The 23,080-nt window shown below is 36.3% G+C and carries 23 protein-coding genes; 9 read left to right on the forward strand and 14 right to left on the reverse strand.

Annotated elements, in window-relative coordinates; translation table 11 throughout:
* Window position 1 precedes the first annotated feature (1 nt).
* Together BD809_RS06665 and thrA are read right to left on the reverse strand one after the other, a co-directional pair.
* On the reverse strand, window positions 2–925 hold the full coding sequence (locus BD809_RS06665) for a homoserine kinase (RefSeq protein ID WP_148782190.1): 924 nt from the start codon (window positions 923–925) through the stop codon (window positions 2–4).
* A gap of 11 nt (window positions 926–936) precedes the next feature.
* A complete protein-coding gene (gene thrA, locus BD809_RS06670) occupies window positions 937–3,381 on the reverse strand; it encodes a bifunctional aspartate kinase/homoserine dehydrogenase I (RefSeq protein ID WP_148782191.1) in 2,445 nt (814 codons plus the stop codon).
* Between the two features lie 330 nt (window positions 3,382–3,711).
* Between thrA and BD809_RS06675 the strand changes: the two genes are divergently transcribed.
* Window positions 3,712–5,250: an NAD(P)H-hydrate dehydratase gene (locus tag BD809_RS06675; RefSeq protein ID WP_148782192.1), complete on the forward strand. Its 1,539-nt coding sequence runs from the start codon at window positions 3,712–3,714 to the stop codon at window positions 5,248–5,250.
* 81 nt (window positions 5,251–5,331) lie between these two features.
* Window positions 5,332–6,201 (forward strand): anti-sigma factor, encoded by an 870-nt coding sequence (locus BD809_RS06680; protein WP_148782193.1) that lies wholly within the window; start codon window positions 5,332–5,334, stop codon window positions 6,199–6,201.
* Between the two features lie 64 nt (window positions 6,202–6,265).
* On the opposite strand, the gene xerD is transcribed toward BD809_RS06680, so the two are convergent.
* Window positions 6,266–7,162 carry a site-specific tyrosine recombinase XerD gene (xerD, locus tag BD809_RS06685; protein ID WP_148782194.1) on the reverse strand — a complete coding sequence of 299 codons (897 nt, stop codon included), beginning with the start codon at window positions 7,160–7,162 and terminating at the stop codon, window positions 6,266–6,268.
* A 164-nt stretch (window positions 7,163–7,326) separates the two neighbouring features.
* On the opposite strand from xerD, the gene BD809_RS06690 reads away from it, so the two are divergent.
* From BD809_RS06690 to BD809_RS06710, 5 genes are all read left to right on the forward strand, one after another.
* Window positions 7,327–7,947 carry a porin family protein gene (locus BD809_RS06690; protein WP_148782195.1) on the forward strand — a complete coding sequence of 207 codons (621 nt, stop codon included), beginning with the start codon at window positions 7,327–7,329 and terminating at the stop codon, window positions 7,945–7,947.
* Between the two features lie 111 nt (window positions 7,948–8,058).
* Complete coding sequence (aroQ, locus tag BD809_RS06695; RefSeq protein ID WP_148782196.1) at window positions 8,059–8,475, forward strand: type II 3-dehydroquinate dehydratase; 417 nt, start codon at window positions 8,059–8,061, stop codon at window positions 8,473–8,475.
* A complete protein-coding gene (locus tag BD809_RS06700; RefSeq protein ID WP_148782197.1) occupies window positions 8,475–9,203 on the forward strand; it encodes a Dph6-related ATP pyrophosphatase in 729 nt (242 codons plus the stop codon). Before aroQ ends, BD809_RS06700 begins: the two co-directional genes overlap by 1 nt.
* An 83-nt stretch (window positions 9,204–9,286) precedes the next feature.
* Window positions 9,287–9,715, forward strand: a complete 429-nt coding sequence (locus tag BD809_RS06705) for a hypothetical protein (protein ID WP_148782198.1) — start codon at window positions 9,287–9,289, stop codon at window positions 9,713–9,715.
* A gap of 35 nt (window positions 9,716–9,750) precedes the next feature.
* Entirely contained in the window at window positions 9,751–11,517 is a 1,767-nt protein-coding gene (locus BD809_RS06710) for a hypothetical protein (RefSeq protein ID WP_148782199.1), read from the forward strand.
* 68 nt (window positions 11,518–11,585) lie between these two features.
* On the opposite strand, the gene lpdA is transcribed toward BD809_RS06710, so the two are convergent.
* The 6 genes from lpdA to BD809_RS06740 all read right to left on the reverse strand — a co-directional run bounded on the left by lpdA (window position 11,586) and on the right by BD809_RS06740 (window position 15,974).
* On the reverse strand, window positions 11,586–12,977 hold the full coding sequence (lpdA, locus tag BD809_RS06715; RefSeq protein ID WP_148782200.1) for a dihydrolipoyl dehydrogenase: 1,392 nt from the start codon (window positions 12,975–12,977) through the stop codon (window positions 11,586–11,588).
* A gap of 58 nt (window positions 12,978–13,035) precedes the next feature.
* Complete coding sequence (locus tag BD809_RS06720; RefSeq protein ID WP_148782201.1) at window positions 13,036–13,602, reverse strand: uracil-DNA glycosylase family protein; 567 nt, start codon at window positions 13,600–13,602, stop codon at window positions 13,036–13,038.
* Complete coding sequence (locus tag BD809_RS06725; RefSeq protein ID WP_148782202.1) at window positions 13,603–14,121, reverse strand: hypothetical protein; 519 nt, start codon at window positions 14,119–14,121, stop codon at window positions 13,603–13,605.
* Between the two features lie 26 nt (window positions 14,122–14,147).
* On the reverse strand, window positions 14,148–14,543 hold the full coding sequence (gene msrB / locus BD809_RS06730) for a peptide-methionine (R)-S-oxide reductase MsrB (RefSeq protein ID WP_148782203.1): 396 nt from the start codon (window positions 14,541–14,543) through the stop codon (window positions 14,148–14,150).
* Window positions 14,544–14,548: 5 nt separating this feature from the next.
* Window positions 14,549–15,040, reverse strand: coding sequence for a peptide-methionine (R)-S-oxide reductase MsrB (msrB, locus tag BD809_RS06735; protein WP_148782204.1), 492 nt, complete (start codon window positions 15,038–15,040; stop codon window positions 14,549–14,551).
* Window positions 15,041–15,101: 61 nt separating this feature from the next.
* Window positions 15,102–15,974 carry an alpha/beta hydrolase gene (locus BD809_RS06740; RefSeq protein WP_148782205.1) on the reverse strand — a complete coding sequence of 291 codons (873 nt, stop codon included), beginning with the start codon at window positions 15,972–15,974 and terminating at the stop codon, window positions 15,102–15,104.
* A gap of 166 nt (window positions 15,975–16,140) precedes the next feature.
* On the opposite strand from BD809_RS06740, the gene BD809_RS06745 reads away from it, so the two are divergent.
* Complete coding sequence (locus BD809_RS06745) at window positions 16,141–17,655, forward strand: DEAD/DEAH box helicase (protein ID WP_246131447.1); 1,515 nt, start codon at window positions 16,141–16,143, stop codon at window positions 17,653–17,655.
* A 4-nt stretch (window positions 17,656–17,659) separates the two neighbouring features.
* On the opposite strand, the gene BD809_RS06750 is transcribed toward BD809_RS06745, so the two are convergent.
* Genes BD809_RS06750 through BD809_RS06765 form a run of 4 tightly spaced genes read right to left on the reverse strand, consistent with a single transcriptional unit; the run spans window position 17,660 to window position 20,413 of the window.
* On the reverse strand, window positions 17,660–18,694 hold the full coding sequence (locus tag BD809_RS06750) for an NADP-dependent oxidoreductase (protein ID WP_148782206.1): 1,035 nt from the start codon (window positions 18,692–18,694) through the stop codon (window positions 17,660–17,662).
* Window positions 18,691–19,488 carry a PhzF family phenazine biosynthesis protein gene (locus tag BD809_RS06755; RefSeq protein WP_148782207.1) on the reverse strand — a complete coding sequence of 266 codons (798 nt, stop codon included), beginning with the start codon at window positions 19,486–19,488 and terminating at the stop codon, window positions 18,691–18,693. Before BD809_RS06755 ends, BD809_RS06750 begins: the two co-directional genes overlap by 4 nt.
* Complete coding sequence (locus BD809_RS06760; protein WP_148782208.1) at window positions 19,488–20,084, reverse strand: short chain dehydrogenase; 597 nt, start codon at window positions 20,082–20,084, stop codon at window positions 19,488–19,490. The genes BD809_RS06755 and BD809_RS06760 overlap by 1 nt, the downstream gene beginning before the upstream one ends.
* Window positions 20,085–20,101: 17 nt before the next feature.
* Window positions 20,102–20,413, reverse strand: a complete 312-nt coding sequence (locus tag BD809_RS06765) for an ArsR/SmtB family transcription factor (protein WP_148782209.1) — start codon at window positions 20,411–20,413, stop codon at window positions 20,102–20,104.
* A 432-nt stretch (window positions 20,414–20,845) separates the two neighbouring features.
* Between BD809_RS06765 and BD809_RS06770 the strand changes: the two genes are divergently transcribed.
* Entirely contained in the window at window positions 20,846–22,066 is a 1,221-nt protein-coding gene (locus tag BD809_RS06770) for a class I SAM-dependent rRNA methyltransferase (RefSeq protein WP_148782210.1), read from the forward strand.
* Window positions 22,067–22,193: 127 nt separating this feature from the next.
* Here the strand turns inward: BD809_RS06770 and BD809_RS06775 are convergent, their stop codons facing one another.
* Complete coding sequence (locus tag BD809_RS06775) at window positions 22,194–23,024, reverse strand: OmpA/MotB family protein (RefSeq protein WP_148782211.1); 831 nt, start codon at window positions 23,022–23,024, stop codon at window positions 22,194–22,196.
* Window positions 23,025–23,080 lie beyond the last annotated feature (56 nt).

Consider the following 23,080-nt stretch of genomic DNA (forward strand, 5'->3'; position numbering starts at 1 on the left):
CTTAATCGATTCTTCGTATACCTGTACTATTGATATTTGAAATATAGATATCAAAATCAATTTCGGCATTTTTATACACTTCATGCATGGCCTTAGCAACCTCATTAGCAGTTTCTATACCTTGGCTTAATGCGAAAATAGATGGACCAGAACCCGAAATCCCACATCCTAAAGCTCCTTGTGCTAAAGCTGCTTTTTTAACCTGCTCAAATTTCGGTATTAGAATTGATCGAAGTGGTTCTATGATTACGTCTTCTAGACTTCTACCAATTAATTGGTAATCATTTAAACAGAGTCCTGCTACCAAACCTCCTACATTTCCCCATTGCGTAATTGCGTCTGTAAGGGTCACGTTTTGTTTTAAAACAGCGCGTGCATCTGATGTTTTTACTTCGATTTGCGGATGTACCACAATAGCCATTAAATCTTCAGGATATGGTAGCTTGACGATGTCAAGTGGAGTATAGCTTCGTATCAATGTAAATCCTCCCAAAAGTGCAGGGGCTACATTATCAGCATGAGCATTACCACTAGCTAGTTTTTCTCCCTGCATAGCAAACCTAATTAAATCATGCGGAGCAAATGGCTTGTTCAGAAGTTCATTAACTGCCCAAACAGCTCCGGCGCTACTCGCTGCACTACTACCAATACCACTACCTGCTTTAATGTTTTTGAGAATTGTTATTGTCACTTGTATATCCTGATCTAATTCGTCTAGAAGTGCTTGTACTGCCACTCCGGCAACATTGAGGTGTGCTTCTTTGGGTAAATCAGCACCTTCTATTTTTGTGATAAAAACACCAGTACCCGGTTCTATGGTAATGGTCATCTCATCACCGATAGTGTCTAAACAACATCCAATAACATCAAATCCACAAGATAAATTAGCAATGGTTCCAGGACTAAAAATTTTGATTTTTTTCATAATCGTCCAAATTAAATTCTACCAATTCTAATGATATCGGCAAAGATTCCTGATGCTGTCACTGCAGCGCCTGCGCCGGCACCTTTGACAAGTAATGGATTCTCGGGATAGCGATCAGTATAGAACAAAACGATGTTGTCGCTACCTTCAAGATTGTAAAAATCATGGTTTACAGGAATTTCCTGTAATCCAACTTTTGCTTGTCCGTTATCCAATTGCGCAACATATTTTAACTTGCAATTAGCAGCCTTTGCATGGTCAAGCTTATTTTTGAAATGGTGTTCTTCTAGTTTTAGACATGAGTAAAATGCATCAACGGTTTCACTGTCTAAACAGTTTTGAGGTAAAAAAGAATCATTGATGATATCTTCTAACTCCAGCTCTAAACCACTTTCTCTGGCCAGAATCAATATTTTTCTCGCTACATCAATACCACTAAGATCGATTTTTGGATCCGGTTCAGTAAAACCTTCTGCCTGAGCACGTTTTACAATTGCGTGAAAGGGTGTTTCTCCATTGTAATTATTGAAGACAAAGTTGAGGCTCCCAGAAAGTACTGCTTGTATTTTGTGAACCCTATCTCCCGAAGCAATCAAATTATTTAGCGTATCAATAATTGGTAAACCTGCTCCCACATTCGTCTCATATAAAAACGAAGCGTTATATTTTTTGGCGATACCTTTGAGGTCTTTATACTGTTTTAAAGAAGCAGAACAGGCTATTTTATTACAGGTAACCACCGATATACTTTGATTAAGATACTGGGGATACATGGATGCAATGTCCGGATCCGCTGTATTATCAATAAATATGGAGTTACGAAGATTAAGATGTTTGGCAGTTTCAAAGAATTTATTCGGATTTGCCGGAACCCCTGCAGCTAAATGTTCTTTCCAAGTTTCTATTGAAATTCCATGCTCATCAAAACACATTGTCCTGGAGTTTGAAATTCCTACAATCTTTAATTTTAAATGGAGTTCTTTCTTGAGGTATTCTTTTTGTTTTTCTAACTGACCTAATAATTTAGCACCTACATTACCAACACCTGTAACGAAAAGGTTGAGCTGTTTGGTTTTTACCTCAAAGAAACGCTCGTGTAAGGTGTTCAAAGCTTTTTTGACATCATTTCTTTCAATGACCACCGATATGTTTTTTTCTGAAGCTCCTTGTGCGATGGCGCGTATGTTTACATTATTCTTGCCCAACGTACTAAACATCTTACCACTTAGCCCTTGATGTTTGTACATATTATCTCCGACCAATGCTACAATGGCCAGATCCTTTTCTACCAGAGTGGGTTTGAGAATTTTCTTTTCAATTTCGAATTCAAAAACTTCATCCAATGCTTTTTTTGCTTTTCCCGCATCATCTTCATGGATTGCTAAACAAATCGAATGCTCTGAGGAGGCTTGGGTGATCAAAACCACATTGACATTTTCTTGGTATAATTTTTCGAACAAGCGCTTAGAAAACCCCGGAATACCGACCATACCACTACCTTCTACCGAGACTATAGTAATGTGATCTATATGCGTTATTCCCGTGACAGGATAGGTGTGCCCGTTTACGTTTTCAGTAATTAGAGTACCTTTTGCTTCCGGGTGGAAGGTGTTTTTTATTCTGATTGGAATTTTCTTTTCTAGTACCGGCTGGATCGTAGGAGGGTAGATCACCTTGGCACCAAAATGCGAAAGCTCCATAGCTTCTTGATACGTAATATGTGGAATGGCTTTTGCTTGTTTCACAATACGTGGATTGGCTGAGAACATACCACTAACATCAGTCCATATCAGAAGCTCATCAGCGTTGAGGGAAGCTGCAAGTATAGCAGCCGTATAATCAGAACCTCCACGACCTAGGGTGGTGGGGTGACCTGTTATCGTATTGGCAATAAATCCTGGAAAAAGAGCGATGTTTTCTATTCGTTCTTGCTCATAAGCCAGTAATTTCTTGTAGGTAACCGGATAAATTACGGACACGGATTTTTCTGCATCACAAATGATAAAATCTCGTGAATTTTTGAGACTAACGCTTGCTCCGGCATTTTTGAGAACTTCATAAAGTATATGAGATGATAAAATTTCTCCATAACCCGTAACTAGTGATAAGGTTCTTGGTGAAAGCTCGTTCAAGAGAAATACACCTTCACACAAGGATTCGATTGCATTAAAATGAATCTTTAACTGACTTATAATTCCGCTCTGATTTGTCACCGGAATCAGTTTTTTTATGATGTCAAAATGCAGCGTTTCAAGTTGGTTTATAATTTTTTTATAGGCTGAGTCATTAGCCTCTGCCAGATAGCCTGCACGTAGGAGAAGATCTGTTACGCCACCTAATGCAGAAATCACTACATAGATGTCTTGTTGATCGGCATATTCTTTAATTATATTAATAGTCTGAGTGATTGCCTCTGCGTTTTTTACAGAAGACCCTCCAAATTTGAGTACTTTCATACATCAATTTTTTTGTGAAATAAATTTATTTGATTTAGTTTTTAGAAAAAACTATAAAAGGTGCGGATACTATATAGAAACATAACCCCAAAGGGTAATTGTAGTAAAAATAAACATACCGTCCATATTGCTAATCACCGGAGAAGGTGACAACAAACTTTTGGAAAAGAAAACCGATAGGTTAACGGTACTGAACATAGGATTATTATATCTTTATATTTCAAATGTATTCATTATAAATCAAAAAACTCAAAATCTAATAAAACTTATAGAATATTTGTCAATTAGATATATTTCATAAGCTTTTATTGTTAAATTCATATAAATTAGATGAAAATTCTTTCAGCAGAACAATTGCAAAAGGCAGATCAGGCTACTTTACGATCTCAAAATATAAGCTCTTTAGAACTAATGGAACGTGCGGCAACGCAAATTTTTAATAGCATTCATGCAAAATTAAAGGGGGCGGATGTTTTATTTCATATTTTTTGTGGTATAGGTAATAATGGTGGCGATGGTTTGGTACTTTCCAGATTATTACCGGAACACGGTTATAAAGTGAAGACTTATATAGTTAACTTTACTGATAAAAGGTCAGATGATTTTTTAAAGAATTATGATCGATTAATTGCTTTAAACACCACATGGCCAACCCAACTGAAATCCGAGACTGATTTTCCGCAATTATCTGAAAAAGATATAGTAGTTGATGCAATTTTCGGAATAGGGCTTAATCGTCCGTTGGTGGGGTGGGTAGTAAAGTTAATCCAGCACATTAACGCAAGCAATGCTTTTGTGTTGTCCATAGATATTCCTTCAGGTTTGTATGCGGATAGAGCACCGGATACTTCTGACGGTGTAATAAAGGCTTCTACAACATTTACCTTTCAAACACCAAAACTTGCCTTTTTTCTTCCGGAAACCGCTGTGTACAGTCGTGATTTTGAGGTATTGGATATCGGACAGGACCAACTTTTTATGAATGAGAGCAAAGGCGTAGCTGAGCTTATCAGCAAAAATATGATACGATCAATGTATCAACCACGTGAGAAATTTGCTCATAAAGGCACCTATGGACATTGTCTTTTGATTGGCGGCAGCTACGGTAAAATCGGAAGTATGATAATAGCCACAGAGGCTGCAATGAGAGTAGGTGCCGGATTGGCAACATCCTATATTCCAGAATGTGGTTATACAGCATTGCAAACCGCAGTACCTACGGCTATGGTAGTGACAGACGATAATGATAATTATATTAAAGCGATAGATTATGATGTAGAACCAAATGCGATTGGCATTGGAATGGGAATGGGGACAAATAAGAACACTATATTGGCATTCGAAAATTTCTTAAAAAAGATAGAAATTCCAGTTGTTTTGGATGCAGATGCATTGAATAGCATAGCTCAACATGGCGACTTAGCCAAACATATCCCTTCGGGTTCCATCCTAACCCCACATCCAAAGGAACTAGAACGACTCGTTGGTTCTTGGAAAGACGACTTTGAAAAAATCAAAAAAGCCAAGGAGTACTCCAAACGATATCAATGTATCTTAGTTATAAAAGGAGCCTATACGTTAATTGTGAACGACGATACGTTGTATATCAATACAACTGGAAATCCCGGAATGGCGACTGGTGGTACGGGAGATGCGCTTACCGGAATGATTACAGGTTTAATAGCACAGGGCTATAATTCGCTACAGGCCACCTTAGTGGGAGTTTATTTGCATGGACTTTCCGGGGATTTGGCTATTCAAACTACAGGGTATCAAGGTCTATTAGCAACAGATGTAGTGCAGTATATAGGTAAATCATTTTTAAATTTATTTGAAACTAAAACACCTGCACATACTGAGAATTCTTAAAAATTAAATTTGTTCATTTGTACAATGAAATTCGTTTTTCATAGTTATATTAGATTGAACAAAATAATTAAAGAAAGCAATATGATGATAAAGAGAAAAATGCTGGCCTGTATCCTTACAGGTGGGTTATTACTTACAGGATGTTCAAAAGATGATGGTCCTGCGACAGAAGTGTTAAGTATTCAAACTATTGGATTGGAACGCTTAACAGGTGGTACTTCCTATCAAGGATGGCTAGTAGTTAATGGTGAAGCAAAACCAACAGAACGTTTTACGGATCCAACCAATACGGTCAACTTATCTGTACTAGCTTCAGACCTGGAAGATGCAACGGAATTTCTATTGTCTATAGAACCGGTTAATGATACCGACCCTGAGCCTTCTGGCGCAATTATATTAAAAGGTAAATTTAATGGCACATCGGCACCGCTGGATTTTGAGTCTGTGGTTGCTGACTTATCTGCTACCTCAGGGCAGTTTGTATTACATACGCCAACGGATGAAGCTTCTGATAATGATGAATTTGGAGTTTGGTTTCGTAATGGAGGGAGTGCAAGTTTGACTTTGCCGGCATTGGGTAAAGGATGGAAATATGAAGGATGGGTAGATTTTGATGGTAAAAAGGTATCCACAGGAACATTTACCAAAGTTAATGCTATCGATGATGCAAATTTTTTCAAAGGATCGGGTGGTACCATTCCTCCGTATCCGGGAGAAGATTTTTTAATCATTCCAAGTCAAATTCCGTTAACTGGAGTTACTTTTCCTGCTGATGTAAGGGGTAAAGAAGTATTTATTACGATTGAACCTTTCGAGGATCGTGATCCGGCACCATTTTTTATAAAACCATTAAGTGCCAATGCAGGCGTCACTACCGGGCTGAATAATCCTGTAGATATGACTTCGGACAATGCAATGCCTTCAGGTAGAGCAACACGTCCGAATTTTTAAAAATAAAATTCTAATAAGTAAAACCTCAATCGTTAGCTCGATTGAGGTTTTCTATTTGTGAGGATTATCTTCTCGGATGATATGTATTCATAATATCGCTTAACATACTGCGATCCATATGCATATAAATTTCTGTAGTGGTGATGCTCTCGTGTCCTAACATTAGTTGTATAGCACGTAGATCGGCTCCATTTTCCAAGAGGTGGGTTGCAAAAGAATGTCTAAAGGTGTGCGGACTCACATTTTTTTGTAGACCACTTAATTTTACCAATTGTTTGATTATGGTAAAGATCATCGCTCTAGTCAGTTGTTTTCCTCTACGGTTAAGAAATAAGGTGTCTTCAAATCCAGCTTGTATCGGCATGTGATTGCGTACCTGCGTACGATATATTTCAATATACTTTTCTGTAGTATGACTGATAGGAACAAAGCGTTGCTTGTCACCTTTACCGGTTACGCTGATAAAACCTTCTTTAAAAAATAAATTAGAAAGACGTAGCTCTATGAGTTCACTAACACGTAACCCACAACCGTATAAAGTTTCTATAATAGCTCGATTGCGCTCTCCCAACTCCGTAGAAAGATCGATAGCTGCAATTAAGGTATCTATTTCATCAACAGAAAGTGTATCGGGTAATTTTCTTCCAATTTTGGGCGCTTCAAGTAATTCTGTTGGATTGGTAGTTCGGTACTTTTCAAAAACCAAATAGTTAAAAAAGCTCTTGAGTCCCGAAATTACTCTTGATTGCGATCTTGGATTCAGTTCTTGCGCAATTTCATAAATAAATTGCTGTATGATTTCTTTCGAAATGGAAACAGGTGAAGCGCTAATTTTATTAGCATCCAAAAATTTTATCAGCTTCTTTAGATCAAGCACATAACTGGACACAGAATTTTGCGAGAGTCCCCGCTCAATTTTGAGATAATGTGTATAATCGGCAATTGCATGATCCCAGTTCATAAATGGTTCATTTAGTACAAATTTAAGTAGAGAATATTAGGAAAAAGAGATTATGCATAGTATTTTAATATTTTAAGATAGTATTAACTTTTTACGTATTTTTATGTAGTTTATCGATTTAAATCATACATTTGACGAAACTTTTAAACTTTAAAATTTTTATTATGTTAAAAAAATCTCTCATGGTTGCATTTGCAACAGTAATGTTATCCAATTTAAGTGCTCAAGAAGAAGCTGTAAGATTTGGAGCTAAAGCAGGTCTTAATATTGCATCTATCACTGGTGATTTCACTGATGAGCTTAGTTCTAAGATAGGATTTACTTTAGGTGGGGTTGTAGAAATTCCTGTAAGTGATAAATTCGCTTTTCAACCAGAAGTTTTATTTTCTACACAAGGAGCTAAGTATGAGGATAGTGATGTAGGATTTAGTGATGAGTCAACTGTCAAACTTTCGTATATAAATATTCCAATGATGGCAAAATTTTATGTAGCTGAAGGATTAAGTTTACAAGCTGGTCCTCAACTTGGAATTTTAGTTTCAGCGAAAGATGAGGGAGAGTATACAGAACAGAATGTTACTGTAGAATATGATACAGATATTAAAGATGATTTATCGACTGTTGATTTTGGTTTAAACTTTGGTTTAGGGTATCAATTAGAAGGAGGTCTTTTCTTTGATGGTCGTTATAACTTAGGTTTATCAAACATTAACGATTACGAAGGTTCTGATAATGTTAATCAAAAAAATTCTGTAATTCAATTTGCTGTTGGATATAAGTTCTAACAACTTTGAAGTAATATAGATTTATAAAGCACCCGTACGGGTGCTTTATTATTTTTAAGTTATACTTAAAAATTTAAATACCTTTGTGAGAGCTACAAAACAAATTGAACCATGAAAATATTGATCCTCAACGGTCCTAATCTTAACATGCTTGGCAAACGAGAACCATCTATATATGGTCATCAAACATTCGAAGCTTTTTTTATCAAATTACAGTTTGATTTTAAAGATGTCGAACTAGCCTATCAACAATCTAATATTGAAGGAGAGCTTATTTCTCATATTCAAAAAGCAGATGAAGTATTTGACGGGATCGTATTGAATGCCGGAGCCTATACACATACGTCTATCGGTATAGGAGATGCTATAAAATCGGTTTCTGTTCCAGTGGTAGAAGTGCATATTTCTAATACTTTTAGTAGAGAAAAATTTAGACATACTTCGTTTATCTCTCCCAACGCTAAAGGAGTTATTGTAGGGTTTGGTCTCAAAAGTTATGTGTTAGGAATTCATAGCTTGATTGAGTAATGAAAAAAACATATTTCAATTGGAGTAGTGGGAAGGATTCAAGCTTAGCATTGTATTATATTCTACAACAACCGGATGTTGAAATAACTCGATTAATAACCACAGTTAACAAAGACTATGAACGTGTATCCATGCATGGATTAAGAGAGACCTTACTTGATCAACAGGCACAAAGTTTAGGGATACCTCTAGAAAAGATATACCTGCCAGCCACAGTATCTATGGAAGCGTATACTCAAATTTTTCAGTATAAAGTGGAGAATTTAAAAGAAGCAGGATTCACGCATTGTGTTTTTGGTGATATTTTTTTGGAAGATCTCAGAAAATACCGCGAAAAACAACTTTCTAAGCTTAATATCCAAGCTTTATTTCCCTTATGGAAAAAAAATACAACAGAACTCCTTGAGAATTTTGTGAATCTTGGGTTTAAAGCCATAACGGTTTGTGTAAATGCAAAACTTTTGGATGCCTCGTTTTGTGGGAGAATTATTGATCATAAATTTATCGATGATTTACCAATAGAAGTAGATCCGTGTGGTGAAAACGGTGAATTTCACACCTTCGTTTTTGACGGCCCTATTTTTAATACTCCTATAGAGTTTACTATAGGTGACTTAATCAAAAGAGACTATAAACCGACGACAAAAAAAGAGGATAATTGTTATAAAGATGAAGATGAGGTATCTTGGGATACTTCTTTTTGGTTTTGCGATTTACTACCTAAATAATACATTTTATAATTTATTGAAAAGCCCAAACTATAAATCTATGGAATTGTGTACCTTTAAGGTATGTTGTAAAATTAAAATCTATGATTCTTCCGCTCACATTATCTGAAAATGATCCAGACGAAGCTCAGCATGTTTTTATCGATTTTATAAAAAATGAACCGGTAACAGTTTTATTAGTCTTAGGAAGTAGTGATATAGCTATTAGAGCTGTTGAAAAATGTACGGTTTTAATTAATTCATCAGATATTTTTTATAAAGGAGTTCGGGTGGTGCATGCACCTAATATATCTTTAATAAAAGATATTCTTTTTAGTTTAAAAATAAATCCAAGACTTAAACCATTGCAATTAGAGGGCTTGGATGCTTTGGTCATGATCTCAATCACGAATGTTTTTGATAATGTTGCTGATTATGTTGCAGTGTCCAAATTGGATAATCGTTCGGTGTATTATATTGACCGACTCATATTTAGAGCAATGGCATACGATAAAGATTTAACAGCCTTATGACGCGTCGCTTCTTTTTTACATATAGCTCTTGTTTTTTGATCTTTGTTTCGACTACGCTTTATTCGCAACAAGTGGAGTCCGTTTTGCGAGTTGTTGAGGTAGATCGTGACGGTAAGTATCGGACAGCTCAAAATGAAATTCGGGAATCATATGTCAACAACAAAGTATCCGATATTAACAGTACACTTCATATTCAAATTACTGTAGAGGATTTACTGGACAAAGTAAAAGGATTAGATTTACAAGGATTAGGATTACCTTCTGATATAATAAGTAAAATAAACAAGCTCTCTGTAGCTTTGGAAGAGCGGAATAAAGTACTTTCTCAATTTAAAATTCTCCTAGAGGAATACGATTATAGAAAATTCAAAGCGAACAGCTTACTGAATAAAGAATGGGTGAGTACCATGCAGCAGTTAGTTGCTCCGGTGGAGGCTTTAACACAAATTGACCCTTATATTGAAGAAGGCCCCGGTGGCTTTAGGCCGGAGGACATTTATGCACGGACTTCTATTGTTTTAAACCGAATGCGTGCTGAAGTACAAATTACAGCTCAAGAAGAGGGAGTGTATTTGCAGTTAGGAGCTTGGTTATATAGTAAAAGAGAACCGTTACCATTACACCTGCCGGGATTTGATATCATCGAACCGCAAGAAAGCTATGAAGTGGAGCGATGGCAGATTCTACCAACCAAAGAACAAGTTGCTGCATTAAAACAGCTTAATGAAATTGCAGCTAAAAATCGCAACCAAGATTTATCTCTCATTAAAAAATACATTGAAACTGAAATTGATCGAATCAAGGAATTATTATTTTTAGATAGTAAAAGTTTATTTGAAAATTTAGAAGCTGCACTCGAAAATATAGACCATCCCAACTATAAGGCAATCCAATCCCAAATCAAAGAATTAGTCATTGATTTTAAGTTTTTTATTAAAACAATCGAGCAAAAATTGAAATTTTATCAAAATCTTTCATTGGATTCTAAAGAAGCGATAATTTCTGTTGTCAATCAAATCGAAGAAGATCTTATATATATTACAGAACAAGAGGGAAAGCAACTTGTTTTAAAATTTGTAAATACTTACGAGAATTTAAAAAAGCTTGGCCAGGATACTGAAGAGATCGCTAAACTTGGGGAGGAATTGACCAAAATCATAACAACGTATACCTCTTGGTTAGAAATTGTATCTCAGGATTCACTATTTAAAAATATCAAATCGTTGCTTCGTGGGGTTGAGGTTGATTTTGAGGCCTTACAGTTTTCAGATGAAGTTTTAAATCTGATGCTTTCAGAAGTACCAAAAGATACTGAATTAGATCTGTATACCGCCGGTATCCGGCAGCAAGGGGATCGAATTTTATTTAAATTATTATTGAGAGCTCCTACAAAAGAAATATATCAAGAGACTCGAGAAATTTATTTGTATAAGGTGTTGCCTCATATTGAAGGAACGGTAGGGGTTGTATTTGCTGACCCTCTCTCACGTACAGCTATTGAAACACAGTTTCAAATGGCGCCCTATTACAATATGCTGCTCAAGGGAGTTTTTGACCAGAAGTTAAGAAGACAATCTGTGGCTTATAATCGGATATTTGACTGGGGAATAGGTTTGCATATTTCTGCACCGGATTTTGACGGTGATGATGTACCAGAGTTAGGTACAGGAATTGTGGTTTCGGCACTTCATGATTACCTGCAAACTGGTTTAGCCATCAATGTATTTACGGGGGATCCTTATTGGTTTTTTGGATTGAGATTACCGGTGCCTTCTTTTAGTATTTCAGGCTTATCAAATTAGTATAAAAAAGTCCGGTAAGATTTTTTACCGGACTTTTTCAATATTTTAATAATCTACAATTAGTAGTATTATAGGTGAATTACTTCACCATATGCATCGGCAGTAGCTTCCATAACAGCTTCACTCATTGTAGGGTGAGGATGCACTGCTTTTAAAACTTCATGACCTGTTGTTTCCAATTTTCTACCTAACACTGCTTCGGCAATCATATCGGTAACACCTGCGCCAATCATATGACAACCTAACCATTCACCATATTTCGCGTCATAGATTACCTTTACGAAACCATCTTTTGTACCGGCCGCACTTGCTTTCCCAGATGCCGAAAAAGGAAATTTACCTACCTTGATTTCGTGACCAGCTTCTTTAGCTTGCTTTTCAGTTAATCCTACACTTGCTATTTCAGGAGTAGCATATGTACATCCTGGAATATTACCGTAATCTAATGCTTCCACATGCATTCCTGCAATTTTTTCCACACAAATAATACCTTCGGCGGAAGCAACGTGAGCTAAGGCTGGTCCCGGTACAACATCTCCAATAGCATAGATACCTGGGATATTGGTCTGATACCAATCATTAACAACAATCTTATCTCTATCGGTAGCGATGCCCAAATCTTCAAGGCCTATACCTTCTATATTCGTTTTGATACCAACAGCTGATAAAACAACATCTGCTTCAAGAATTTCCTCGCCTTTTTTCGTCTTAACCGTTGCCTTTACACCATCACCGGAAGTATCGACACTTTCAACTGAAGAATTTGTCATTACCTTAATTCCGGCTTTCTTAAAACTACGTTCAAACTGTTTTGAAACTTCTTCGTCCTCTAACGGAACTAGATTAGGTAAGAATTCAACGATCGTTACCTCAGTACCCATGGAGTTATAAAAATGAGCGAACTCAACACCAATTGCACCAGAACCTACTACGATCATTTTTTTAGGCTGTTTTTTTAGGCTCATCGCTTTGCGATATCCAATAATTTTTTCGCCATCCTGAGGTAAATTCGGTAGTTCACGAGATCTTGCACCAGTTGCTATAATGATGTGCTTAGCTTCATAATCGGTTGCCTTACCTTCACTATCTGTTACCGTAACTTGTGAGTTAGATTTTAGTTTACCAAAACCATCAATAACATCGATTTTATTTTTTTTCATCAAGAACTGAACACCTTTGCTCATTCCGTCAGCAACACCGCGACTTCTGTTTACCACAGCATCAAAATCTTTATCAAACTTTTCAACAGTTAATCCGTAATCTGATGCATGTTTTAAATAATCAAATACTTGTGCACTTTTCAGCAATGCTTTTGTTGGTATACATCCCCAATTCAAACAAACACCACCCAGGTTTTCTTTTTCGATTACAGCTGTTTTAAATCCTAATTGCGAAGCTCGAATAGCAGTCACATATCCTCCCGGACCGCTTCCTAGCACGATAATATCATATGCGCTCATAAATGTCAATTTTTTGAAGTGACGAATTTACGCATTATTGTTTGAACGTAAAAGCATATTATTCAAGCATTGCACGAATCTTGCTTTGCAGGAATGGAATAGTATCTTCTTCAAACCACGGATTTTTTTGCATCCAAAATCGATTTATAGGTGATGGGTGGGGGAGCGGAAGATAATTCGGTAAATAGCTACCGATATTTTTTACGCGTTCAGTTAGGGTCCTCGTGTCTCGCAGATAGTAATCCTGAGCGTATTTACCTATAAGAATCTTTAAAGGCGTTGTTCTCAATTTTGATAGTACTTGTTGATGCCATAAAGGAGCGCATTCGGGGCGTGGCGGTAAGTCCCCGACCGTTGCTTTGCCCGGATAACAAAACGCCATCGGAAAGATGGCGAAATTGTCTGTATTATAAAACTCTTCTTCAGAAACGTTCAACCACTGTTTTAATCGTTTCCCGCCAGCATCATCCCAAGCTAAACTCTTGAAATGTGCTATACGACCTGGCGCTTGACTGATAAGCAAAATTTTAGATGTGCTACTTACTTCGAGTATTGGATTGGCACCGTGAGGTAAATATTTTTCACACACCGTACAATCTTTTATGGTCGAAAGTAACGCTTCCATTTAATCCAAGGTAGTAGGTGTATTTTGAAGATTGAATTGTGTCAATACGCTATTAATATCACTGGTATCATTGTGTTTTGCAAATTCTCCGGGAACAATTACAATTCTAAAAATTTGATCATCGGTAACTATAGGATCCAAAGAACCAAAATTAATATCACTATCTAAAAAAATAGCAACATCATCGATTGTAAAATTAAAGTTGTATTCAACAAAACCTCCGGTATCAAAATAAAAAGTTCGTGGTAGGGGAGTCCATACTTCTAATCCGTTGTTTACTTCTTCTCTCAAGTACACTAAAGCCACATCAGATTCAAAAACATCAATGTTACTAGGGTAGTCAAAGATTAAAGTATAGTTATTTGCGCTGTTAAAAGTCCCAATCCCTTCAAAGACTTGTGCCAGAATGGATATACCTGGTTCTCCTTGCAAACCATCTAAACCGGGAGGTCCTTGATCACCTTCACATGATGTAAAAAGAATCGTTGTAAGACTCAATAAAAGAATGACTTTTTTCATAAATATAATTTAGGTTAATTTGAAACTTACTTTTCGTCAAAGTTAATGCTTACCGAATTCACACAATAGCGTTCTCCGGTTTTTGTAGGTCCGTCATTAAAAACATGACCTAAATGGCTTCCACAATTCGAACATACTATTTCAGTACGAATCATTCCATGCGACTTGTCCTGTATATATTCTACAGCGCCCTCTATAGGAGCATCAAAACTAGGCCAACCACAACCGGATTCAAATTTTGAAGCACTCTCAAACAACGGAGATTCGCACCCCATACATCTGTAGAGTCCGTCTTCAAAATGCATATTATACGTCCCGGTAAAAGGACGTTCGGTGCCTTTTTCACGCAAGACCCGATATTGTTCTTCTGTGAGCTCTCTTTTCCAATCAGCCTCTGATTTATTTATAGCATACGTACTCATAATTATTAATTTGTTGGTTCAAAAGTTAATGCATCTCCGTTGATACAATGACGTTTGCCTGTAGTGTCGCTAGGTCCGTCATTAAACATATGACCTAAATGTCCGCCACAGGTGCCACATACTAACTCTGTTCTCACATAGCCCAATTTTCGATCACTATCATATGCAATATTACCATCAATACCTCGGTCAAAACTCGGCCAACCAGTACCGCTGTCAAACTTATGTTTGGTTTCATAAAGCGGCGTATTACATGCTGCACAATGAAAAGTTCCGGCTTGTGTAACTTTGTTTAGCGGACTAGAAAAAGGTCGTTCTGTTCCTTCCTGACGGAGTACATAATATTGATCTTTTGTCAAAAGCTCTTTCCATTCTTTATCAGACTTCACGACTTTAAAAGTTTCTTTTTCTTTTGTATTAGTCTCAGTACTTTTTTGTGCTGTACCATTACAGCTGAAAAGCAACGTGATCAAACCTACTAACAACAAATTTTTCATATCAATTCTTTTCTTTTATAGTCTCTTTAATCTCACAAACATTACATATGATTATCAAGAATTATTCCATGATGAAGCTTGTAATATCTTTTATCACATTTTCATCACCAAGTATTTTGCGATGCCCCAAGTTTTCGGTTAATAGTAAGGTGCCTTTCTTTAGCTTATCTGCGATTTCATAGGCACAGCTATGATGTACATCAACATCATGCTTGTCATGAACGACCAAGGTAGGTATTGTGACACCCTCGGCAGAAACGGCGCCAGAATAGGCGTCCAAATCTTCTCCGAATTTTTTGTCAAAGTACTGTTTTAAAAGAACACTTACCTCTTTACTCAATTGCATGTTCTTAGCAAAATTCTGAGTAATAGCCGTAACACTATTAGCGGTACCAATAATTACCAGTTTGTTAATCGGCAAGCCATCACTCGTAGCTTTTAATAATGACATACCACCAAGTGAATGTCCAACAGCAGCTTCAAAAGGGCCGTGAGAATTGTATAAATGAAGTATGGTTTCAATAAAATGCGGCATCATGGTTCTCTTACCCGGAGAATGACCATGTGCAGGGGCATCAAAGCTAACAGTACTATAGCCATGCTCTAATAATTTTGCAGCAAGCATAGCTAATTGTGTGCCTGTACCGGACCAACCGTGAGCTAATAAAATTTTCTTATCCGAATTTCCGTACGTATAAATCATTACCTCTCTGCGAATAGCGGGGATTTTAATTAATTCACGTTTGCTGTTATCAAACATTCTTTTTTCGCGTTCTGGCATTTTGTACGAAAAAGGTGTTAGAAAAAGGCGAGCAGCAAAACGTGATGCTAAAAAAGGAGATAGACGATTTAAGGTACTACCTATTTTTAGAATGTGTTTAGGTACCAGTAATGCTTGTACCGGAACGTTTTTTTTATTTTGTTTTTCGGTCATTGAAAATGATTAGAGATGTTAAAATTACATTTTCAAATGGTTTTGTATGATGTGTTTAGTAGAATTAACATTTATCTATTTTATTTTTTTCAGAAAAAGAAAGGGAAATCTTTTCTATAACCTCTGAAAGTGCTTAGTTTTGTACCTTATTTTTAAAATTGAGCAAATGCGGGGAAAACCCATGGAAATAGAAAGAAAAGAGCAAAAGGTTTTATACGATTATCAAGATAGAGATATTGATAAAATATTTTCCAGACTTGATGAATTTCCAGAAAAATATAATTTGTTATATCAATTACCAACCGGTGGTGGAAAAACAGTTATTTTTTCTGAAATTGTAAGAAGATACATAAAAACTACGCAAAAAAAGGTAGTTATTTTAACCCATAGAATTGAACTATGTGCGCAGACCTCTAATATGTTATCAGAGTTTGGTGTACGTAACAAGATCATTAATAGTGACGTAAAAGAACTATATGATCAGGGGGACTATATGTGTTTTGTGGCCATGGTCGAGACCCTTAATAACCGTCTGAACGATGATAAATTAGAGATTGGTGATATAGGAATGGTCATCATTGATGAAGCACATTACAATTCTTTCAGAAAATTATTTAAATACTTTGAGAATTGCTTTATTCTCGGAGTAACCGCTACACCGTTGAGCTCAAATATGAAGCTCCCCATGAAGGATAATTATCAAGAATTGATAGTAGGAGATACAATCAGCGGGTTGATTGGTAAGGGTTTTTTGGCGGAACCTGTAACTTATACACATAATGTAGGATTAGGTTCCTTAAAAATTGGTATGAACGGTGACTATACAGTAAAATCTTCAGAAGATTTGTATAGTAATGCAATGATGCAAGATAAATTGTTGAGTGCATATGAAGAAAAAGCCAAAGGGAAAAAGACGCTGATCTTTAACAACGGTATTAATACCTCTATTCATGTGTATGATACCTTTGCGAGAAAAGGATATCCTATCAGGCATTTGGACAATACCAATAGCAAACAGGAAAGAACCGATATCTTGGAATGGTTTAAGAATACTGATGACGCAATTTTGACTTCTGTAAGTATTCTAACCACGGGGTTTGATGAACCTACTGTTGAGTGTGTAATTCTCAACAGAGCTACAAAATCACTTACGCTGTATTTCCAAATGATTGGGCGTGGATCTCGAATTTTACCAGAGAAGAAAGAATTCACCATTATTGATATGGGTAATAATACGACCCGTTTTGGATTATGGAATGCGGAAATTGATTGGCAAACTATATTTAGATCTCCGGATTTTTACTATGATAACTTGGTTAGTGATGAGGATATCGAGAGAAATTTTAAATATGTAATGCCAAGTGAAATTAGAGAAGAATTTGCTAATTCCACAGATATTGAATTTGATATTGAAGAAGAATATTCTAAAACTAAAAAGTATAATTTACGTAGTAAGAGTGTTCTTGAAAATTCAATTGAACAACATGCCAAAATGTGTGTAGAAAATAGTGAAGATGTTTTTGATGCTAGAATTTTAAGCAGATTGCTTAATGATGATATCGAGTATCGGGTGCGTCGCTATTCTTATTGTATTAGTAAAAGTACCAAAAACTATCGCGATTGGTTACAGGAAGACTATAAAAGAAAACTCCGGACCCGAATTAATCAATTGTTTGTTTAAAAAATTATACCTCTACAATGAGTTTACCGGTATTTTTACCGTAAAATAACATGTTTAGTGCTTTTGGAAGATTTTCGAATCCGTTGACAATAGTTTCTTTATAGTGAAGTAAACCTTGTTGAACCCACGGCGTCATTTCTTCCAAAAGTTCTGGCATTCGATTATTGTAATCTCGTGCTAGGACTCCTTGAATTTTTGCGCGTTTATATAACATTTTATGTAAAAAGCGTGGACCAAGGTTAGGGGTGTCCAGTCCGTCAGAATATTGAGATATTTGTCCGCAAATAATAATTCTTGCATACGTATTTATCGAATCTATTACGGCGTCAGTAATATAGCCTCCAACGTTATCATAATAAATATCTACACCCTGGGGAGCTAATCGCTTTAATTCCAAATGTATTTCCTTTTGAGTAGTAAATTTTTTGTAATTAATAACACCGTCCAGTTGAAGTGTTTCTTTTAAATATTTCGTTTTTTCATCAGATCCCGCAATACCAATTACGTGACATCCTTTTATCTTAGCTATCTGAGTTACTATTTGGCCGACTGCTCCCGATGCACCTGACACCACAACCGTTTCTCCTGGTTTTGGTTGCCCTACATCTTGTAATCCAAAATAAGCAACTCTTGCTGGCATGCCCAAAATACCTAAGGCCGTTGTCAAAGGTACTTCATCCCGATTTAACTTGCGTAAGCCGGAAACATCTGCGATCGCATACTCTTGCCATCCCGTATATGACAACACCCAATCGCCTACTTCAAATTCTCTACAAGATGGATGTATGTCCTGTATCTGACCAACTACAGCACCTCCTTGAACGGTATCCAAAGGATGGGGTCGTTCCCAAGTTTCTAAGGCCGACTGCTGAATTCTCATATAAGGATCTAAACTAAAATATTTAGATTTTAATACTACTTGATTTTCTTTCAGTTCTGTTGTTGATAGTGAGGTTGTCTGTAATGAATAATGGCGTTCATCAACTACATTTTCAGGACGTTTACTATAGATCCATTGTCTGTTTGTGTAGGTGTTCATATAGTATTTGGTAAATTAATTTCTCCAGTTAAAAAGGGTACAGCAAATCCGGTTATATAAACTCTGTCATTACTAAGCTGACAATATAGATCACCGGTACGCTGTGATAATTGCTTAGCTTTAAACTTGTTTTTTTTGAGTTGGGAAGCCCAAAACGGAACCAACGAACTATGGGCAGAGCCAGTCACGGGATCCTCTTGAATGGAGGTCGCATTTGCGTCAAATACACGAGAAACAAAGTCAACCGTTGTCCCTCGGGCAGTAATGACAATACACAAATACGGGAGATCTTTTAATAAGGCTAAAGCGGGATCTTCTTTTAAAATCTCTTCTTCAGAATTATATACAAGAATTAAATCTCTGCTCGCATGAGCGGATACAGGTTTAAATTTCAGGGCTTCATATATTTCGTCAGGTATTGCGATTAATTTTGGGGGTCGTGAGGGGAAATCCAATGTTATAGCATTATTCTGATTACGTATGGCCTTTAGATTACCACTTCGTGATAAAAAAGTAATTTCTTTTAAATTCTCCTCCATATAATTGAATATGACAAACGCTGATGCAAGCGTAGCATGGCCACATAAATCAATCTCAGCATGGGGCATAAACCATCTAATTCGATAATCATCTCCTTCTTTTACGATAAAAGCTGTTTCAGCCAGGTTATTCTCTGCAGCAATTTGCTGCATTGTGATCTCTTCAATCCAGTGAGGAAGAACACACACTGCAGCAGGATTACCTTTAAAAACCTCCAAAGTAAAGGCATCAATTTGATACATAGGAAATTTCATTAATACAATTTTAGGATTTGACCTGTAATGGGCTGTTCTACTGCCTTCCTATATAGTACTATTGCATCATTGATAGCTACAGGAAGATGGCCTGCAAATAATTTGTCCTTTGGATAAGCCCCGGCTATAGCTCCGGGAGCAACAACGTTTAACCGAATACCTCTGGGAAGTTCTTGTGAAGAAGTCAGCACCAAGCTATGAAGCGCTCCATTTACCATGGATAATGCTGTAGTTTCTGGTTCATAATGATCGGATAATATTCCCGTTGTCAAGGTAATAGAACCCTTGTCTTTTAGATAATCCTTGGCTACTTGCATACAAAGTACTTGACCCATTAATTTACTGCGAATTCCAACATAATAATCAGTCTCGGTCAATTGATCTAATGGTCTACTAATAGCTGTACCTGCAGCAATTACAACGGCGTCTAGCTTCGGAAGTTTTTCAAATAGTGCAATGATGGATTGCTTATCTTCTATATCTACCGAATATTTTTTACTAGTACGGTGGGCACCAAATACCTCATGATACTTGGAGAAATGATTGTAAATTGCTTTTCCGATAGTGCCTGAAGCACCAATGATTAGAATTTTCATACAGATGTAATGTATAATTAGAGAGTTGTGTTCAATGCTTGGACGTACTCATTAATTGTTTTTTCATTTCTTTTAAAGTAGGTCCATTTACCATGGCGGGTAGGTAATAGTAATCCGGCTTTTTGTAAGGTAGCAAGATAACTGGAGATCGTGGGCTGTGATAAGTTAGTTTTATCTTTAATAAACTGTCCGCAAACCCCATCATTGAAATGACCTAAATCAGGATGAGGAGGAAAATGTTTTTCAGGGCTTTTCAGCCAATTAATGATGTGTATCCGTGTAACATTTGATAAGGCTTTATTAATAATCAAAATTTCTTCTGTATTCATAATACAAATATATATATTTAATTTTATGAATATGTTAATTTGTTGTTAGGTATTTTATAGTTCTTATTTACAAAGTGTATGGGTGTTCTGTATCCATAATTATTGGTTTATCTGTATCTTAGAATCATCTAATAATTTAAATAAACGTATATGAAAAGTATTTTAAATTTGACAGGAGTTAAAATCTAAGTAAGAAAGAGCAACTCCAAGTTTTTGGTGCAGCACGTTCGCAATGCTGGCAAAATGGTAGTCACTGTTGTGTGGGTACCGCACATGGCGAGTTTTGCGATGCTGGTCGTTGTAATAGCAATGAATACTGCCTTTATTACTAAAAGACGGTAATCATAAAATTCTTAAAAACGAAACAGAGTTATTTCGTTTTTTTTTGTGATAAGCTATGAAGATTATTAAAAATAGTATAATCTTGCGCTTATGAATACAATACCTTCTTTGCCTATCAATCGAATTGCTGTCAAATTGAAGCCATCTGCTGAGAGGATGGTAAAAAAGCAGCATCCCTGGGTGTTTCAAAATAGCATTAGTAAACAAAGTATGGAAGGGAAAGCTGGGGATTTAGCAATAATCTATGACGCTAAGAAGAATAAATTTTTAGCATGTGGTTTGTTAGATCCGGATTCTCCTATACGCATAAAACTCCTTCAGTTTGCCACTCCAAAGACGATTGATGCTGAATGGTTTGCTGATACGATCAAATCTGCAATGCATAAAAGAAAATCGTTGCTTACCACTGATACTAATAGTTATAGAATATTGTTTGGTGAAAATGATCATATGCCCGGATTTATAGCCGATGTATATGCAGATGTATTGGTTATCAAATTATACTCTCACATCTGGTTTCCTTATCTTGATACGATCGTATGCAATTTAATTGAAATTACCAAGGCTAAAAGTGTTGTGCTGAGAATGAGTCGTTTGTTACAAAGCAAAGGAGAAACTTTTGATCTCCAAGATGGACAACTGCTTTATGGTACCTTAAAAAATGAAGTGATTCTTTTTAGAGAACATGGTGTTGTATTTTCAGCCAACGTAATTCATGGGCACAAAACCGGCTATTTTTTGGATCATCGACATAATCGTAAACGAGTAGGGGGGATGTCCAAAAATAAAACCGTGCTCGATATATTTTCTTATGCGGGAGGTTTCTCTGTACATGCTTTAGCCGGTGGTGCCAAAGCTGTTACAAGTTTGGATATTAGTCAGCAAGCCTTGGCTTCTGCTCAGGATAATGCTAAACTAAATACTCATTCAGGTACACATCATATAATGGTAGCAGATGCTTTCGAAGGGTTGGCCCAATTAATTTCGGAAAAGAAAAAGTTTGATATTGTAGTTATAGATCCCCCATCATTTGCAAAAAGAGAAAGTGAAATTTTGCGTGCTAAACAAAGTTATGCCCGTTTGGCAAAATTAGGAGTACAGATGGTTGCACCCTCGGGAATTTTAGTTTTAGCTTCTTGCTCATCAAGAGTAACAGCCGAAGAGTTCTTCGAAATTTCAGAAAGTGAACTTTATCGATCAGGACGTAATTTCAATAGTATTGATAAAACCTATCACGACAGCGATCACCCCATTGCTTTTCCCGAAGGAGCCTATTTAAAATGTGGTTATTACCAGATGGATACAGAGTAGGTTGGTTGATATTTCAAAAACAATTTTTTATTTTGGTAGCGATGAACTAAATTCAAAAAATTAAACAAAAAAAGCTAATCCATTAAAGAATTAGCTCTCATCGTATACTATACTTATGATCTATAGCTTAGTTAGAGGATATCATAGAGAAGAATTTATCTAGATTTGGAAGTAAAATAATTCGGGTTCTACGATTTTTAGCCATATTTTCTTTAGTGTCATTTGAAACAACTGGTTTATAGCTACTTCTACCGGATGCTATTAATTTGGCTGGATCAACATCGTACTTATTCTGCAACAAGCGAGTTATGGAAGTAGCACGTTTTACGCTAAGATCCCAATTATCCTCAACTGCAGGCGTACGTATCGTTCTTGGATCTGTATGACCTTCAATCATTACTTCAAGGCTTGGTTCAGAGTTAATAACAGCGGCCAATTTGGTTAACAATTCATCTGCTCGCTTACTTACTCGGTAACTACCAGTATTAAACAACATTTTGTCAGATACAGAAATCATAACTACTGTATTCTCAATATCTATAGAGATGTTTTCATCTTCTTTTACGCTTTGATCCAAAGAATTCTTCAGGTTGTGAGAAACCGCAAGGTTCATGGAATCTTTTAAAGTTTTTGCTTGATTTAATTTTTGAGAGTCCACATTTTCTAATGTTTTTCTCATATTTTCTTTGGTGTTGTTTGAGATAACAGCTAAATCGTCCACCATGACCATTTGTTCATTATTACTTTCAGTTAGTGAGTTAATTTTAGCATTATAATCCTCTACCCGGGCTTCAATCTGAGCAAATTTAGTTTCTAGGGCTTCTTTCTCAACAGTCGTTTTTTGTAAAGAACTTCTGGTGTTTTGTAAGTCCTGTTCTACCGCAAGATATTTCTTTTTTGATACACATGATGTGGTTATTATTCCGGTTAAAATGATTAGTGTGAAAACTTTTTTCATAGTTGTTTTATTTAATTTATTTTATCATAATACAACAGTAAGATATTTCAAAAATT

The sequence above is a fragment of the Aquimarina intermedia genome (assembly GCF_008124785.1).
GTDB classification, from domain to species: Bacteria; Bacteroidota; Bacteroidia; order Flavobacteriales; family Flavobacteriaceae; genus Aquimarina; species Aquimarina intermedia.

Coding starts and splice junctions, on each gene's coding strand:
- BD809_RS06755 (WP_148782207.1), bottom strand. CDS start 19,488: ATGAAATTTCCTATGTATCAAATTGATGCCTTTACTTTGGAGGTTTTT.
- BD809_RS06745 (WP_246131447.1), top strand. CDS start 16,141: ATGCGGGGAAAACCCATGGAAATAGAAAGAAAAGAGCAAAAGGTTTTA.
- aroQ (WP_148782196.1), top strand. CDS start 8,059: ATGAAAATATTGATCCTCAACGGTCCTAATCTTAACATGCTTGGCAAA.
- BD809_RS06705 (WP_148782198.1), top strand. CDS start 9,287: ATGATTCTTCCGCTCACATTATCTGAAAATGATCCAGACGAAGCTCAG.
- xerD (WP_148782194.1), bottom strand. CDS start 7,162: ATGAACTGGGATCATGCAATTGCCGATTATACACATTATCTCAAAATT.
- lpdA (WP_148782200.1), bottom strand. CDS start 12,977: ATGAGCGCATATGATATTATCGTGCTAGGAAGCGGTCCGGGAGGATAT.
- BD809_RS06700 (WP_148782197.1), top strand. CDS start 8,475: ATGAAAAAAACATATTTCAATTGGAGTAGTGGGAAGGATTCAAGCTTA.
- BD809_RS06765 (WP_148782209.1), bottom strand. CDS start 20,413: ATGAATACAGAAGAAATTTTGATTATTAATAAAGCCTTATCAAATGTT.
- BD809_RS06725 (WP_148782202.1), bottom strand. CDS start 14,121: ATGAAAAAAGTCATTCTTTTATTGAGTCTTACAACGATTCTTTTTACA.
- BD809_RS06770 (WP_148782210.1), top strand. CDS start 20,846: ATGAATACAATACCTTCTTTGCCTATCAATCGAATTGCTGTCAAATTG.
- thrA (WP_148782191.1), bottom strand. CDS start 3,381: ATGAAAGTACTCAAATTTGGAGGGTCTTCTGTAAAAAACGCAGAGGCA.
- BD809_RS06720 (WP_148782201.1), bottom strand. CDS start 13,602: ATGGAAGCGTTACTTTCGACCATAAAAGATTGTACGGTGTGTGAAAAA.
- BD809_RS06740 (WP_148782205.1), bottom strand. CDS start 15,974: ATGACCGAAAAACAAAATAAAAAAAACGTTCCGGTACAAGCATTACTG.
- msrB (WP_148782204.1), bottom strand. CDS start 15,040: ATGAAAAATTTGTTGTTAGTAGGTTTGATCACGTTGCTTTTCAGCTGT.
- BD809_RS06680 (WP_148782193.1), top strand. CDS start 5,332: ATGATGATAAAGAGAAAAATGCTGGCCTGTATCCTTACAGGTGGGTTA.
- BD809_RS06775 (WP_148782211.1), bottom strand. CDS start 23,024: ATGAAAAAAGTTTTCACACTAATCATTTTAACCGGAATAATAACCACA.
- BD809_RS06760 (WP_148782208.1), bottom strand. CDS start 20,084: ATGAAAATTCTAATCATTGGTGCTTCAGGCACTATCGGAAAAGCAATT.
- msrB (WP_148782203.1), bottom strand. CDS start 14,543: ATGAGTACGTATGCTATAAATAAATCAGAGGCTGATTGGAAAAGAGAG.
- BD809_RS06675 (WP_148782192.1), top strand. CDS start 3,712: ATGAAAATTCTTTCAGCAGAACAATTGCAAAAGGCAGATCAGGCTACT.
- BD809_RS06665 (WP_148782190.1), bottom strand. CDS start 925: ATGAAAAAAATCAAAATTTTTAGTCCTGGAACCATTGCTAATTTATCT.
- BD809_RS06750 (WP_148782206.1), bottom strand. CDS start 18,694: ATGAACACCTACACAAACAGACAATGGATCTATAGTAAACGTCCTGAA.
- BD809_RS06690 (WP_148782195.1), top strand. CDS start 7,327: ATGTTAAAAAAATCTCTCATGGTTGCATTTGCAACAGTAATGTTATCC.